The organism is Ruegeria hyattellae (assembly GCF_041537925.1).
In the GTDB taxonomy this organism is placed as follows: domain Bacteria; phylum Pseudomonadota; class Alphaproteobacteria; order Rhodobacterales; family Rhodobacteraceae; genus Ruegeria_C.
This window is the reverse complement of the sequence record NZ_JBGOSH010000021.1, coordinates 1-13,774: the sequence shown is the minus strand read 5'-3', so window position 1 is coordinate 13,774 and position 13,774 is coordinate 1. Positions and strand designations below refer to the sequence as shown.

Genomic DNA, 13,774 nt, shown 5'->3' with positions numbered 1-13,774 from the left:
TGCTTCGCATGTGCTTGGAGATTTTATTCGTCCATTGGACAGGCTGGATGATGATCCTGATCCCATTGCTATCCCTCTGGACCTGACAGACCTCTATGGAATCAACGCTTGCCACCCATCGCAATCGTCCAGCTACCGCTTGGCTAGCCTACTTCACTTCGTGAAGTGCTTCGCATGGTTTTGGTTTTGTTGCTCGTGGTTGGCACAAATCGGAAAGCAATAGGTCCCATTGCGCTCAATCCGAGCCCAACGGGACCGTGTGAGTGTTCCATGCAACCGGCAGATGTCACTTTCCGAACCGGCTGCGGATTGCTGTTGCAGCCGTCTCAAGGACCGCATCCAACTTGCCGTCACTCGTGAGGGACTTCAGCTTTTCGAGGTTTTGCACCACGTCTTCTGCGTCCGTGCATTTGATCGCCGACAGGCCCGGAGCCAGTTCCAGAGACGCTTTGCCGTACCTTGGCGAGATGAACCAATCCCCTTTGCTCGACTGCCAGACCCAAGTGCTTTTCGAGGTATTGCTGGCTTCCCCAGCCGCCATTCCTGCCAACTGCTTGTCGATGGCTGCGATGAATTTCTGACGTCGCTGATGGGAAGGCTGGGTCGTTTTGGGCTTTTCCGCTGCTTCCAAATTGAATTGCTTTTCAAGTGCCATTGGGGTCTCCTTTGCTACCCCAACGGCGTCCTATGGCTCACGATTACAGACAACGGATTCAAGAACTGCAAATGGCAGGTCAGCAGGACTTAGCCCCCTTAACTGCGAACAAGTACATTTCGATTTATTGAATGACCGCACCCCGTGTGGCAAAATAGATGAATGATCTCTGGGCTACAAAAAATTCTGTTGCTGCGTTCCAAAATTGAGAACTCCAACATGTGGGGTTTCGCTACAAGATCAATATTGCACATCATTGTAAGCATGTTGGCCGTCTTTGGGGTTGCGATAGTGGCCCTGACCAGCTCTCCATTCCTCTTTTTCTATTCGCCACTTTTAGGAATTTTTGCCTTTGCCGTATTCTTGGTCCTGATGTACGGCCTCCACATCCTGGCCGATGAGTTGCGACGTCGTGAAAAAAGATGGTTAGCGGCTCGCAAGCGACCACTTGAATAGGCAAGCGGCTTAAGTTTCGCCCTTGTACTGCAAGTTCTCGATGAGTTCCTTCGTAGGGGCCATGTTCTTCAGATAGAACCGCTCCAACTGATCCACAGACGTGCCAGCATTCGTGGCAAGGGTGTGGAGATTAACCTTGCCATTAGACCCTCTGAGCCGTGCTTGGATCGCATAGTGGCGAAGTGAATATGGTGACAGTTTACGATCCTCATCCAGCAGATCGGCCTTTTCCAATATGTGGTTGAAGATTCGCCGAGCCGTGTTAATCGCCGTTGTTCGATTTGGGTATTCCGGCATCCAGACATAGCCGTTCCTGTCTGGCCCCTTCTCATCGAATGGGTTCAGGATGGCATGGTAGAGCGGAACAGCCAGAGGCATCGTCACGCTTATCCGGCCACCAGTCTTACCGCCCCGCACATTCATTTCCAGATGAGCCGGGGCACCCTTAATCTGAATGTCCTTATGCTTGAGGCCAAACAGTTCGCCCTCAGTCGGACGGAGGAAGGTGTGGACCACAAAGCGGAACATCTTGGCATGGTGGCCGGCAATCTCAACACCACGTACCTTATCACCCCGTTTGGCACATTCACCGGCAGCCTTCATGAACCGCTTGTATTCGTCATCGGTGAATGTGTGCCGAGGCGTATCAACAGTCTTTTGCTTCGGCATCACCGGCAGCACATCCAGTAGACCATCCTCGACTGCCAGCGTCAGGACCTTACGAATGATGATGGTGTGCTTGGCTTTGGTCGATTCTGCTAACCGCTTTGGACGGTTCTCGTCGAGGTGAATCAGATAATCCCGAACCATCCCTGTGGTGATCTTACTGACATCGTACTTTCCGAAATAGCAGATGAGACCATCCTTGGATCGATTCAGCAGCTTGTTGTCACCATCCGACCATTTCGATTTGCCCTTCTGCACTCCCATCAGCTTTTTCGCATAGTGCTCAAAGCTGGTGGTTTTCTTCTTGGCATGGTCGCTGTTGGCTTTGCTGCGGAACGTGTCAGCAAACTCATAAGCCACTTCACTGGCTTCAAGCCGTGATTCTTCCTTGGATGACCGATGGACATATTTGCCCGCTATCGGGTCTCTCAGACGAATAAACCAATAGGGGCTGCGACTCGTCTTGTAGATCGCCAGACCCTTTCGGAGGCGTTTCAGCTTGGAGATTTGGTTTTTTGAATCTTTGGCCAAGGTCAGCCCGTCGGAGGAGTGTATAACTGTGTATAACTTTTACGGCTGAAAATTCGAAGGATCAACGATCTAAATTTACCAACTAATTCAGTGAGTTAGTGGTGCCCGGGGGCGGAATCGAACCACCGACACGAGGATTTTCAATCCACTGCTCTACCCCTGAGCTACCCGGGCACGGGAAAGGTTTGGTCCTTTGGGTGGGGGCGTTCTATGCGTAGGCTCAGGCGGTGTCCAGAGGCTAATTGATCTTTTTTCAGTGTGGGCGCAGCGGCGTTTCGCCGGCCCCTTGCGGCGCGTCTTCAGGGTCTTCTGGCTCGACTGAGGGGACCGCGTAGCTGCCATTGAACCAGTTGGCCAGATCGAGATCGGCGCAGCGTTTCGAGCAGAAGGGGCGATAGGCCTGTTGGGTGTCCCGACCACAATTCGGGCAACTCATTTCAGCATCTCCGCAACCGGGATGCGACCACGTTTGCGCTGTAATTCGAAATGACCCAGGGGGGTCCAGCCCGCCAGTGATGTCTCCTCGCCATCCGCACGCAGGGCAGCGCGCAGTACCGCTTCAAAACCGCGCCGGTCCTTCTTGGCCATCGGCGCCAGATCCAGCACGATCTGGCCGCCAAGCCCCCGTACGCGCAGCGCCCGAGGCAGTGCCTTGGCGCACGCGAAATTGGCCTTCTGACCTGCCGCGAGCGACATGTCGCTGCCGGTATTCACATCAACGGCGACCAGCGCGCGCGTGGGTTCGATGAACAGAAACCCTCCTCCGGGCAGAGAGGTGCGGGCCGACAGCGCGTCGTCGAGCAGGTCCAGAACGCCATGCTCAGCGAACGCGCCTGGCTGGGTGACAACGTCAGCCGGATCGGTCCAGTCGCGCCAGGCCTGTACATGCGGGCCGTCACCATCGGTCAAGAAGCCAGGCGCGTCGCCATCATCCTGCAGGACCTGATCGGCCAGATTGGCCATCTGTGCGATATCTTCGGCGATCTCATCGGCATCCACGCCAACGCAGGCGGACCGCAGGATCAGGCCGAACCCGCTTTTACCCATCTCGGTATGAGCGACTTCCTGCAGGCGGTCACGTTCTTCGTCATCTCGGATACTGCGCGAGACATTGAGCCCCGGTGCGCCCGGCGTGACGATGGCATAACGGCTCTTGAACAGCAGTTTTGCGGTGACCGGGATTGCCTTTCCCGGCTCGGCATAACCGGTGACCTGCACCAGCAGATGCACGCCAGGGGCCAGCCCCTTGACCTGACGCAGAAAGGCCGGGCCGTCGGGTGTGGTCAGGAACATGCCGCCCTGCCCCTTTACAGGGCGGTCGGCGCGGGCGCGGTAGATGGTGCCGGGCGCGGGCGCGTCCGTGGCGATCAGGAAATCGTCCAGCTGACCGTCGACCAGCAGCGCGGCAGCCTCGCGGCCCCGGATATGGTCGAGAATGATCGTGCGTCCCTTCATGAGGCCTCACAATATAGCGGATAACCCGCCGCCTGAAGCAGCGCCGAGGTTTCAGCGAGCGGCAGGCCCACGATACCGGTAAACGAGCCGCTGATCCATGGCACAAAAGCTCCAGCGGGACCCTGGATCGCATAGGCTCCAGCCTTGCCCAGCCAGTCACCGGTGGCAAGATAGGCGTTCACCTCGGGGTCCGAGAGCCGCTTGAATTTTACGCTGCTTACAACGTCGCGCTGCCAGAGATGTTCGCCCCTGCGCACGGCAACGGCGGTGATCACCCGGTGACGACGCCCCGAGAGCGCATAAAGGAACTGCGCCGCTTCACCCGCATCGGCAGGTTTGCCCATTATCCGCCGCCCCATTGCAACGGTGGTATCGGCGCAGAGCACAAGGTCATCGTCGCCCGCCTCGACTGCCAACGCCTTTTCCCGGGCAATGCGCACGCAGTAGGGGCGCGGCAACTCGCCTTTGGAAGGGGTTTCGTCGATATCGGGAGGGCACACGGCATCGGGCTGCACATTAAGCTGGGCCAGCAGGTCCAGCCGTCTGGGGCTGCCCGATCCGAGAATGAACGCCATTGAAAACGGCGTTACTTGAAGCGGTAGTTGATCCGACCCTTGGTCAGATCATAGGGGGTCATTTCGACTTGAACCTTGTCGCCAGCCAGAACACGGATGCGGTTCTTGCGCATCTTGCCTGCCGTATGTGCGATGATCTCATGGCCGTTTTCCAGCTCGACCCGAAACGTCGCATTAGGCAGGAGTTCCTTCACGACACCGGGAAATTCGAGCGTATCTTCCTTGGCCATGTTGTCTCCATTACAGTTTTGCCCGCTCAGATGCAGGCCGTGCGCTTAAATGGTCCCATTTGCCCCGTTTTTCAAGGTGTCATTGCCGCGTTTCCCCTGTTTTCTTTGGGCAAGGCCGCCACGCCACCCTTTAGGACCGGATTGGGCCCGCCTGACCGTGCGCGGCGCCCTATTGCAGAACCACCGGATGAGCCACTGATCGCTCGTCCTGTTCGCACCAATGGGCGCGGTTCAGGACGGCACCATCACGCCGCACATCGGCAATTTTGGCCAGGTCCACCTCGGCAAAGGTCCAACCGGGTCTGTTCAATTGCCCTTCGGTCAGCACTCCGTTGGCGGGGAATCCCCTGTCAGGCGGGCCGAACACCCCGCCAGCGCCGGTGTTCCGATCAACCGCCTCGGACCACGCATTGTCACCCACGATCGAGGACATCACACAAACGCACTGATTCTCCAGCGCACGCGCCATTGCCCCGATCCGCACCCGCCAATAGCCTGCAAGTGCTTCGGTGCAGGAGGGCACGAGCAGCAGATCAGCATCGCACAGCGCACGGCCCAGCAGTGGAAACTCGCAATCGTAACAGATCAGGATGCCGACCCGCCCCAGCGTGGTGTCGAACAGTTTCAGTGGGCCGCCGGGCGCGATGTGCCAATCCTCGCGCTCGAACCGGGTCATGATCTGCTTGTCCTGATGATCCCGCAGGCCATCGGGTGTGTACAGCTCGGCACGATTGACCGGGCGGGCGTTTGCGTCCATCACCGGCGCCGAAGCGCCTAGAATATGCACCCGGTATTCGGCGGCCAGCCGCAAATGTAACGATGCGGCCTCTTGCATTCGTTCGGACACTGCCTGGATAGAGCACGCCAGATCACCCGCCGCCGCAGCACCCGCCAGTGTCGACAGCTCCATGGCACCATATTCTGGAAAGACCAGCAACCCGGCCCCCTGCCCTGCCGCTTCCGCGACCCAGGCCGAGATCTTGTCTTCGTACTGTGCCCAACTGTCGAGCCAGTCGAGCGGATAGGCGGCGGTGGCGATTTTCAAGACGGGTCTCCGGCTGTGGTGATGTCAGAGGTCGCGAATCCAGAATTGAAGATTTTTCTGGCTTTCCACGTCATCACCAAGGTCTTTCCATGAAAACTGCGCGATGACACCGGGCAGTTTGTGATAACCGCGCTTGGTCCAGAACCCGTCCAGCGGGCGGTAACCCGCCGCTCGCGCGGGATGATCCGCAGGGCGCACTACGCCGCAAAACGCGGATTTCGCATAGCCCAGCCCGCGCGCGTGGTCTTCGCGCAAATCGAAGAACTGATGCCCTATCCCCTGGCCCCGGTATTGCGGCAACAGCACCGATTCCGAGCAGTAGAATATCTGGCTCAGGTCAAGGTGAGTGCCTTCGAAGGCGGCCGAGAAATCGTCGGAATGTTCGAGCAGCGCCATCCCGGTCGAGCCGCCCACCAGCCTGTCGCCGTCAAAGGCCCCGACAAGAATGGCCGAGGCGGATTCGGCGTAAGATTTCAGATACTCATGCTCGTATTTCAGATCGCCGTCATAGAGATAGGGCCAGTCGCGGAATACTTCGATCCGCAGCTTTGCCACATCCTCCAGCGTGTCCACAAGCTTCTGACCGCTCAGTGCTTCGATATGCATTTTGGCTCCTCCCTCTGGCGTAGGGGCTGATGTCAGCCCGCGCCGGAAACCTGCTTGGTCCAGTCGGCCAGATTGTAGTAGGTCGTCACGCGGCTGATCAGCCCGTCCGACAGATCGAAGAACGACCCGGCAGGCAGGCGATAGATCTGGCCAGCGGCGGCGGGCAGCCCTTCATCCGTTTCCAGATAGGTGCCGTTGACCACATATTCCGCCGCCGCGCGGGTGCCGCTTTCGGCCTCGAACAGCACCATGTCGGTCAGTTCCTCTTTGTAGCAGCGGTTCATATGGGCGCAGAAGGCGGCGAACTGATCCTTGCCGACCCGTATATGTCCTTCGTTCACGTGATGGGCCACGTCATCGGACAGGCAAGCCAGCATACCAGCTACGTCGCCCGCGTTGAACGCCTCGAAATAGCGTTTCACCGTTTCCGTCATTGTACCTCCGTCGGTTCGCCCCAGCGGTCTTTGAGATGCTTGATGATCTGATCGCGCGCTTGCCGGTAATGGGTCAGCTTATCGTTGCGGCCCTCGCCCAGACCGGTCGGGTCCATAATCGGCCAGTATTCAACATCCAGATGAAAGAACCGCGTCAGTTCCAGCGCCCGGCGCTGGCTGGCGGGCGACAGAGCCACGACCAGATCGAAAGAGCTGAGGTCGTCGCCCCATTGCTCCATCTCGTCAAAGCTGCGCGAGCGATGGCGGCTCAGTTCGACATTCAGCTCCTGACAGACGGCGATGCTGAACCCATCGATCTCAAGATCATTGTGGACACCGGCGGATTGCACATAGGTGCCGGTGCCATAGAATTTCTTCATGATCCCCTCGGCCATCGGGGATCGAACCGCGTTGTGATCGCAACAAAACAGGATCGACTGCGGCAGGTCCGTCACGCCCTAGCCTCCGAAATGCAGCACGCAGATCAGCGTGAAGAGGCGGCGGGCAGTGTCGGTATCGACCGCGACCTTGCCCTCCAACCGCTCCTGCAGAACCCGGCTGCCTTCGTTGTGGATGCCACGCCGGGCCATGTCGATGGTCTCGATCTGGCTGGGCGGCAGTGTCTTGACCGCGTTGAAATAACTTTCGCAGATCTGGAAATAGTCCTTAACGACCTGCCGGAACGGCCCCAGAGACAGGTGAAACTCGGCCGCTTTCTGGTCTTCTTCGGTGTTGACGTCAAAGACCAGCCGCTTCTCCCGGATCGACAGGTTCACCCGATATGGGCCATCGGGCACCGCACGGTCATCGCGCGCAGGCAGCACAAAGCTGTTATCCTCCAGCAGGTCGAACACGGCCACGCGCCGCTCCTGCTCGATCTCGGGCGTTGGTGGCGGCAGACCAGCGTCGTCCAGCGCAATATCGACAATACGCGACATGGGCATCACCTGTTGAGTTGATCGAGGCGCGCCCGCACGGACAGACCATGCGCCTCAAGGCTTTCGGATTGGGCCAAAGTTTCGGCCGAAGGCCCGATAGCACGAAGTGCGACCGGAGTCATCTGGCTGAGCGTCGTGCGTTTGAGAAAATCCAACACGCTGAGCCCGGACGAGAACCGCGCCGAACGCGCCGTTGGCAGTACGTGATTGGGCCCACCGACGTAATCGCCGATGGCTTCGGGCGTGTACTGGCCCAGGAAAATCGCACCCGCATGGACGGTTTTCTGCGAAAGAGCTTCGGGATCGGCCACGCAAAGCTCCAGATGCTCGGGTGCGATGCGGTTCGACAGCGCGGCTGCCTCGTCAAGCGAGCGGACCGTGATGACGGCCCCGAAGTCGCGCCAAGACGGGCCGGCGATCGCGGCGCGCTCCAGCGTTTGCAGGCGGGCATCCACCGCGCCACCCACCGCACGGCCAAAACCGGAATCATCGGTGATCAGAATCGACTGGGCGCTTTCGTCATGCTCGGCCTGGCTGAGCAGGTCCAGCGCAATCCAGTCCGGATTGTTATTCTTGTCGGCAATAACCAGAATTTCCGACGGGCCCGCGATCATGTCGATGCCGACCTTGCCGAAGACCCGCCGCTTGGCCGCCGCCACAAAAGCGTTGCCGGGGCCGGTGATCTTGTCGACTGGGGCAACCGCATCAGTGCCATAGGCCAGCGCCGCAATCGCCTGCGCCCCACCGATGCGATAGACCTCGTCCACGCCCGACAATTGCGCGGCCAGCAGCACAAGTGGATTGATCACGCCATCGGGAGTGGGCACCGTGATCGCCAGCCGCTCAACCCCCGCCACCTTGGCCGGGATTGCGTTCATCAAAACCGAAGACGGGTACGAAGCCAGCCCTCCCGGCACGTAAAGCCCCGCCGCCGATACCGGCGTCCAGCGCCAGCCCAGCGTGGCACCGCAGGCATCCTGCCAACTGGCGTCCTCGGGAATCTGTTTCTGATGATAGGCCCGTATCCGATCCACCGCCAGTTCCAGCGCTGCGCGATCTGCGGGCGCGACATCGCTGACGGCCATGTCTATCTCATCGGGTGAAAAGGCCAGCGTCTCGGGAGTCAGCTCCAACCGGTCGAACTTTGCCGTCAGCTCGATCACCGCCGCGTCGCCTCGCGACCGCACGTCTGCGATGATGCCGGATACAACCGCATCCACATCCGGGCTGTCTTCGCGCTTGGCACTCAGCAACGCGCTGAATTCCGCCTCGAAACCGGGCGCGGATGTGTCCAGAAATACAGGCATCGATTATTCCCCTTTGCCTTGCCCGAATACCTGCGGTTTCGCGCGGCCTCAAGCCTTATGCGCCGCAGTGTTTTCGACGTCCCGCAGGTCGAGGGTGTAGAACAGGTCGTCCTGCGCCCCATCGACCAAGATCACCGCATTGGGAAGAAGCCCCTGCCGTTGGAACCCAAAGCTTTCGTAAAACCGGATGGCCCGAGGGTTATCGGCGGCAACATACAGCTCGAGTTGCCAGATGCCATTTGCCTCGGCGTGATCGATCAACGCTTTCATCAACGCACGCCCCGCACCACCGCCTTGGGCCGCAGTTGTCACATAGAAGGGGCCGATCGAGCCGCGATGGCGGCACCGCGCGAAAAACTCTGGACGCAGCGCGGCGATCCCCACCGCGGCGGCTCCATCAAAAGCCGCAAACCGGCCGCCCTGATCCAACATGCGGGCATCGACCTCTTCGGGCTGCGCGGCGGTTTCCTCATATGAGACAATGAATGCTGCGGGATATAGGCGCGCGCCCTCGTTCCGAAGGGCGCGCCAGATCCCGACATCATCAGATGTAAGGGACCGGGCCTCAATCATTCCGGGTGGGTCGGGGCGTGTTTGGAAGGTGCGATATAGGGCCGCGTCACGTCCTTGAGCGTCGCTTCTATGGCTTCGACGCGCAGCCGGATCGCCCCGTCGCCCGCCAGTGTCAGCACGATCTCGCCTGCGCCGTCCTCGCCCGGCTCGAACGTAATCGAGAGCAGCGACATGACCATATCCGCCTCGCTTCGGTCGACGCCCTGACTTGCCACCGACTGAACATCGTCAAAAACCAACAGCGCCTGAACACGCTCATAGGCGCGCTTCCGGAGTTCTGCGGCGTCGCGATCCTCCCAGCGGAACCGGTTGATCAGGATGGCAAAGCGCCGCTCTTTCGCGCGCCAAGACATTTCGGTTATCGGAAACACCGCGTCCTGCGACAGGGATGCGATGACCTGCAAATCCTCGGCATCCTGCGCGCCCAGGTTCAGCGGGGCCTCTCTTCCGTCCTTGAAACTTGCGTCCACCATCACTCTTTGATCCGTTCTATTCTTGCACCTACGCCTTCCAGCTTACGCACAACTTGCTCATATCCGCGGTCCAGATGATAGACCCGGCTGACCACGGTTTCGCCCTCGGCAGCCAGCCCCGCCAGAATCAGCGAAACCGACGCCCGCAGATCGGTCGCCATTACCGGCGCACCCCTGAGCCGCTCAACCCCCGTCACCGTGGCCGTGCCGCCATGCACCTCGATCTGCGCGCCCATCCGCGTCAGCTCCGGCGCATGCATGAAGCGGTTCTCGAAGATCTTTTCCTCCAGCACCGAGGTGCCTTCGGCAGTACATAAAAGCGCCATCATCTGCGCCTGCAGATCGGTGGGAAAGCCGGGAAACGGTTCGGTCGTGACATCCACCGCCGACACCCGCCCATTGCGGCGCCTGACCTTCAACCCTTTGTCGGTCTCGGTCACGTCAATGGCGGCTGCGTCCAGTTTCTCGACAAAGGCACCGACAAGGTCCAGCCGACCGCCCAGCAATTCTACCTCTCCCCCGCAGATCGCCGGGGCTAACATATAGGTCCCCAGTTCGATCCGGTCGGTCACCACCTGATGGGTCGCGCCGTGCAGCCGGTCGACGCCCTGGATTTCGATGGCCGAGGTGCCTTCGCCCGCGATCTGCGCGCCCATCTTGCGCAGGCACTCGACCAAATCGACGATCTCGGGCTCGCGCGCGGCGTTTTTCAGTACCGTCGTTCCTTTGGCCAGGGTTGCCGCCATCACGATGTTTTCAGTCGCCCCGACCGAGGCAAACCGCATCTCATGCACCGCCCCTTTCAGCCCGCCGGGCGCCTTGGCATGCAGGTATCCGTCCCGGAGTTCGATCTCCGCCCCCAGCGCCTCGAGCGCTTCAATATGCAGGTCCATCGGACGCGCCCCGATAGCGCAGCCGCCCGGCAGCGACACCACCGCCTGCCCCAGCCGCGCCAGCATCGGACCCAACACAAGGTTCGAGGCACGCATCTTGCGCACGATGTCATAATCGGCTGTGTGGCTGTTCAGATCGTGGCTCGACATCGCCAAGACCTGCCCGTCCTGCAACGACGACACTTCGGCCCCCAGCGACTGCAGCAGCAGCGTCATGGTCTTGATGTCGCTCAACCGCGGTGCGTTGGTCAGGGTCAGCGGTTCTTCGCTGAGCAGCGTCGCCGGCATCAGCGTCAAACAGGCGTTTTTCGCCCCGGCAATGGGAATCTGCCCATTCAGCGGGCCATTGCCCGTCACAAGAATCGAATCCATCTGCCCTCAGCTTTCTGTCTGCTCGTTTTTGTCCTGCCCATCCGCCCGCTTGCGCGCCTGCGCCTTGCGCCGCGCTAGGTTGGCCTTCAACGCGGATTTCAGCCGGTCTTCACGCGAAGCGGCGGGTTTCCGGCGGCTTTCGGATGGTTTTTGCTCTGCCATTCCCTTTCTCTACAGCAGCCGCAAAAAACCGTCCAGATAGGCCTTGCACCGTTCAACCATTCGGTCTAGAGAGCCGCCCACGACGCTGCTGTAGCTCAGAGGTAGAGCACTCCCTTGGTAAGGGAGAGGTCGAGAGTTCAATTCTCTCCAGCAGCACCATCTCGCTTTTTGATCCCGAAATCGCCCCTAAGTATTTGAAAGGGAACGACAATTCTGGAGTTCCATACACACCATTTTGGCCGTATCGCAATGGCTCTGAAAACGCCAATCTGAGCACAGTTTGGCGCATAGTGTAGTCACCATTTTTATATATATTCCAAGGACTTGATAGGAATCTCATGGCAAGTTCAATACAATCCTCCAGCCGTCCCTTATCAGGCACCGCACTGTCGATCTTTTCTTGAAGCGCGATCTTGTCGCGTTCGAGCTTGTCGATACGCGCCTCATAGGCGCTCACGACAGAGGCGTTGTTCGCATCCACGATCCGGTCGAGCAGGCTTTGAATTTGACGGTTGGTACCTTCCAACATTTTCTGCACCGCCTCTTTCTCGCCAAGCGCAATGGCGAAGCGCATATCCCACGCGTCACGAAGCATTACCTTGGCAAGTTGGAAGAGTTCTTTAGCAGGCTGCAGGCCCTTCAAGATTTCCGCGAAACCTTCTTCCAGTTTCGCCTTGGGAACCGATTTGCTCTTAGCCTCGCAGCCACGCGTTTCGCACCGGTAGTACGCCTAGTGGAGGTACTTGCCTTTCGACCAAGCAGCCGTCATCGCGTTGCCACAGCAGTCGCATGCTACAAACCCGCGCAACGGAAAGTCCTCGTTGTGATCTTTGCGCGCCGGATAGCGTCGCTTACGCCCTTCAAGAGCATCCTGGATTTTCTGGAATGTTTCGAAACTGATCAAACCATCATGCTGACCTTTGCGAGTGCTGACACCCCACTTCGGCGCTTCAACGTAGCCCGCGTAAACAACTTTCTTCAGTAGCCTGTTTACGGTCATCGGACGAAGTGTGCCGTCCGGTTTGTCCTTAGGGAAGTGTGGGCTGCGTTCAAGGAAGCGCTGAACTTCTGCCTGAGAACCAAAATGACCTGACGCATAGCCTTCGAGTGCATCAGTCACGATGGGGACGAGTCCTGGATCAGGTTCCAGAATTTTTTCGCCACCGGAAGGGGCAGCGACATATCTATATCCGACAGGCGCGCGGAAAACCCAGAAGCCGTTCTCAACACGCGCTTTCATCTTTTGAACCACTTGGCGGCGATTCTGTTCACGTTCGAGCTCGCCCTGTGCCGCGATTACTGTCTCGATGAACTTGCCTTCAGGCGTATCTTCAATGTGAAAGTTCAAGCATTCAATCGTTGCCCGCGTTTCGCGAACTCGCGGCGCAGCTTCAAATGGAATTCGGTATCGCGGGCAAAGCGCTTCAAATCATCGAAGATTACGACGTAGGGCTTGCCTTTTTTTGAGCATCAAAAAAGCTGAGCAAAGCAACCATGCCGGGGCGACGCATGAAGTCGCCACCGCCACTCACATCATCGGGAAAAACGCCTTCTACAACGTAGCCCTTGTCATCAGCATAGGCACGGCAGCGCTGCTCTTGGCTTTCCAGCCCACTGCCTTCAAGCCTTTGCTTGGTCGATGACACGCGGCAGTAAACCAATGCCCGCGTCATATCCGTGCTCTTTGAATACTCATCTTTCATTCTAGCTCCAAACCACCCTCGCTGTTTGCCGCGCGAGCGTCTTCGTCATCTTTGGGGGTTTCTAAGCTTACCGCATCTGAATCGTCATCGGTGGACAGACTGCAGGTGCCGGTGTTTTTTCCACAAACTTCCTGAAGCGGATGCACACCGAAACCCAGTTCAACAAAACTGATGATGACTTGCCACAGAGATTGCAGAAATTCAGCCTTCTCTGCTTCGCTCAGATCAGTATCATCCAAGTACTGTTGATACCGCTCCACATCCACCGACAAAATCGGATTTGCGGATGTGTCGAACTCGACATTCAGGCCTTCACGGCCCAACTCATCATTCAGTTTACCGTCCATTTTTTCACCTTCTTGTATTGTATCATAAACCGTGAAAACCCCTAATTTCTGCGGGTTACAGAGGATTGCCACTTAGAATAAGCCCACCCCATAGACACTCAATCACATGCTTTGAACTCGGCTTTGAGATCGAGATTGTTCTCGCTCTTGCCGGGCAGCTTCCACTTTGGGCCTGTGGTATTTTTCTTCGAGCGATTTGCCCGTCTCGTATGTCCGTGATCAGCACCTTTGGGCCTGATTAGAGTATTTGCATAACGGAAGGTTTCTGGCTCATCTGAACCGTCAAGGAGTGAAGATGAGACTGAAAGTTGGAACCGACAAACCGGCGGCCGAACGGGTCGTCAAAGACATCC

20 protein-coding genes and 2 tRNA genes are annotated in these 13,774 nt (G+C 58.4%); 2 read left to right on the top strand and 20 right to left on the bottom strand.

The window, feature by feature from the left end:
* Nucleotides 1-286: 286 nt before the first annotated feature.
* Nucleotides 287-655 (bottom strand): hypothetical protein, encoded by a 369-nt coding sequence (locus AB1E33_RS27595; protein WP_372580433.1) that lies wholly within the window; start codon nucleotides 653-655, stop codon nucleotides 287-289.
* 162 nt (nucleotides 656-817) lie between these two features.
* Between AB1E33_RS27595 and AB1E33_RS27590 the strand changes: the two genes are divergently transcribed.
* Nucleotides 818-1,111, top strand: a complete 294-nt coding sequence (locus AB1E33_RS27590) for a hypothetical protein (protein WP_372580432.1) — start codon at nucleotides 818-820, stop codon at nucleotides 1,109-1,111.
* A gap of 9 nt (nucleotides 1,112-1,120) precedes the next feature.
* On the opposite strand, the gene AB1E33_RS27585 is transcribed toward AB1E33_RS27590, so the two are convergent.
* The 16 genes from AB1E33_RS27585 to AB1E33_RS27510 form a co-directional block, all read right to left on the bottom strand.
* Complete coding sequence (locus tag AB1E33_RS27585; protein WP_372580431.1) at nucleotides 1,121-2,308, bottom strand: tyrosine-type recombinase/integrase; 1,188 nt, start codon at nucleotides 2,306-2,308, stop codon at nucleotides 1,121-1,123.
* 99 nt (nucleotides 2,309-2,407) lie between these two features.
* Nucleotides 2,408-2,482, bottom strand: a tRNA-Phe gene (locus AB1E33_RS27580).
* Between the two features lie 79 nt (nucleotides 2,483-2,561).
* Nucleotides 2,562-2,744, bottom strand: coding sequence for a DNA gyrase inhibitor YacG (locus AB1E33_RS27575; RefSeq protein WP_372580430.1), 183 nt, complete (start codon nucleotides 2,742-2,744; stop codon nucleotides 2,562-2,564).
* A complete protein-coding gene (locus AB1E33_RS27570; RefSeq protein WP_372580429.1) occupies nucleotides 2,741-3,763 on the bottom strand; it encodes a ribonuclease E/G in 1,023 nt (340 codons plus the stop codon). Before AB1E33_RS27570 ends, AB1E33_RS27575 begins: the two co-directional genes overlap by 4 nt.
* A complete protein-coding gene (locus AB1E33_RS27565; protein ID WP_372580428.1) occupies nucleotides 3,760-4,338 on the bottom strand; it encodes a Maf family protein in 579 nt (192 codons plus the stop codon). The genes AB1E33_RS27570 and AB1E33_RS27565 overlap by 4 nt, the downstream gene beginning before the upstream one ends.
* 11 nt (nucleotides 4,339-4,349) lie before the next feature.
* Nucleotides 4,350-4,568 carry a translation initiation factor IF-1 gene (gene infA / locus AB1E33_RS27560; protein ID WP_005978431.1) on the bottom strand — a complete coding sequence of 73 codons (219 nt, stop codon included), beginning with the start codon at nucleotides 4,566-4,568 and terminating at the stop codon, nucleotides 4,350-4,352.
* A 169-nt stretch (nucleotides 4,569-4,737) separates the two neighbouring features.
* A complete protein-coding gene (locus AB1E33_RS27555; RefSeq protein ID WP_372580427.1) occupies nucleotides 4,738-5,613 on the bottom strand; it encodes a carbon-nitrogen hydrolase family protein in 876 nt (291 codons plus the stop codon).
* A gap of 24 nt (nucleotides 5,614-5,637) precedes the next feature.
* Entirely contained in the window at nucleotides 5,638-6,219 is a 582-nt protein-coding gene (locus AB1E33_RS27550; RefSeq protein ID WP_372580426.1) for a GNAT family N-acetyltransferase, read from the bottom strand.
* A 32-nt stretch (nucleotides 6,220-6,251) separates the two neighbouring features.
* Entirely contained in the window at nucleotides 6,252-6,653 is a 402-nt protein-coding gene (locus AB1E33_RS27545) for a ketosteroid isomerase-related protein (RefSeq protein ID WP_372580425.1), read from the bottom strand.
* Nucleotides 6,650-7,108, bottom strand: coding sequence for an arsenate-mycothiol transferase ArsC (locus tag AB1E33_RS27540; RefSeq protein ID WP_372580424.1), 459 nt, complete (start codon nucleotides 7,106-7,108; stop codon nucleotides 6,650-6,652). The genes AB1E33_RS27545 and AB1E33_RS27540 overlap by 4 nt, the downstream gene beginning before the upstream one ends.
* Nucleotides 7,109-7,111: 3 nt before the next feature.
* Nucleotides 7,112-7,591: a UPF0262 family protein gene (locus AB1E33_RS27535; protein ID WP_249713430.1), complete on the bottom strand. Its 480-nt coding sequence runs from the start codon at nucleotides 7,589-7,591 to the stop codon at nucleotides 7,112-7,114.
* 5 nt (nucleotides 7,592-7,596) lie between these two features.
* Complete coding sequence (gene hisD, locus AB1E33_RS27530) at nucleotides 7,597-8,898, bottom strand: histidinol dehydrogenase (RefSeq protein WP_372580423.1); 1,302 nt, start codon at nucleotides 8,896-8,898, stop codon at nucleotides 7,597-7,599.
* A gap of 48 nt (nucleotides 8,899-8,946) precedes the next feature.
* The gene (locus tag AB1E33_RS27525; protein WP_372580422.1) at nucleotides 8,947-9,471 is read right to left on the bottom strand and encodes a GNAT family N-acetyltransferase; all 525 of its coding nucleotides are present in this window, start codon (nucleotides 9,469-9,471) and stop codon (nucleotides 8,947-8,949) included.
* Nucleotides 9,468-9,944, bottom strand: coding sequence for a DUF2948 family protein (locus AB1E33_RS27520; protein ID WP_372580463.1), 477 nt, complete (start codon nucleotides 9,942-9,944; stop codon nucleotides 9,468-9,470). Before AB1E33_RS27520 ends, AB1E33_RS27525 begins: the two co-directional genes overlap by 4 nt.
* Nucleotides 9,944-11,209 (bottom strand): UDP-N-acetylglucosamine 1-carboxyvinyltransferase, encoded by a 1,266-nt coding sequence (murA, locus tag AB1E33_RS27515; protein WP_372580421.1) that lies wholly within the window; start codon nucleotides 11,207-11,209, stop codon nucleotides 9,944-9,946. Before murA ends, AB1E33_RS27520 begins: the two co-directional genes overlap by 1 nt.
* Before the next feature lie 6 nt (nucleotides 11,210-11,215).
* Complete coding sequence (locus tag AB1E33_RS27510) at nucleotides 11,216-11,371, bottom strand: hypothetical protein (protein WP_372580420.1); 156 nt, start codon at nucleotides 11,369-11,371, stop codon at nucleotides 11,216-11,218.
* Between the two features lie 84 nt (nucleotides 11,372-11,455).
* On the opposite strand from AB1E33_RS27510, the gene AB1E33_RS27505 reads away from it, so the two are divergent.
* A tRNA-Thr gene (locus tag AB1E33_RS27505) sits at nucleotides 11,456-11,530 on the top strand.
* Between the two features lie 571 nt (nucleotides 11,531-12,101).
* Here the strand turns inward: AB1E33_RS27505 and AB1E33_RS27500 are convergent.
* From AB1E33_RS27500 to AB1E33_RS27490, 3 genes are all read right to left on the bottom strand, one after another.
* Entirely contained in the window at nucleotides 12,102-12,719 is a 618-nt protein-coding gene (locus tag AB1E33_RS27500; RefSeq protein ID WP_372580419.1) for a recombinase family protein, read from the bottom strand.
* Nucleotides 12,720-12,810: 91 nt separating this feature from the next.
* Nucleotides 12,811-13,074 carry a recombinase family protein gene (locus tag AB1E33_RS27495; protein ID WP_372580418.1) on the bottom strand — a complete coding sequence of 88 codons (264 nt, stop codon included), beginning with the start codon at nucleotides 13,072-13,074 and terminating at the stop codon, nucleotides 12,811-12,813.
* On the bottom strand, nucleotides 13,071-13,421 hold the full coding sequence (locus AB1E33_RS27490; RefSeq protein ID WP_372580417.1) for a hypothetical protein: 351 nt from the start codon (nucleotides 13,419-13,421) through the stop codon (nucleotides 13,071-13,073). The genes AB1E33_RS27495 and AB1E33_RS27490 overlap by 4 nt, the downstream gene beginning before the upstream one ends.
* Nucleotides 13,422-13,774: the final 353 nt, after the last annotated feature.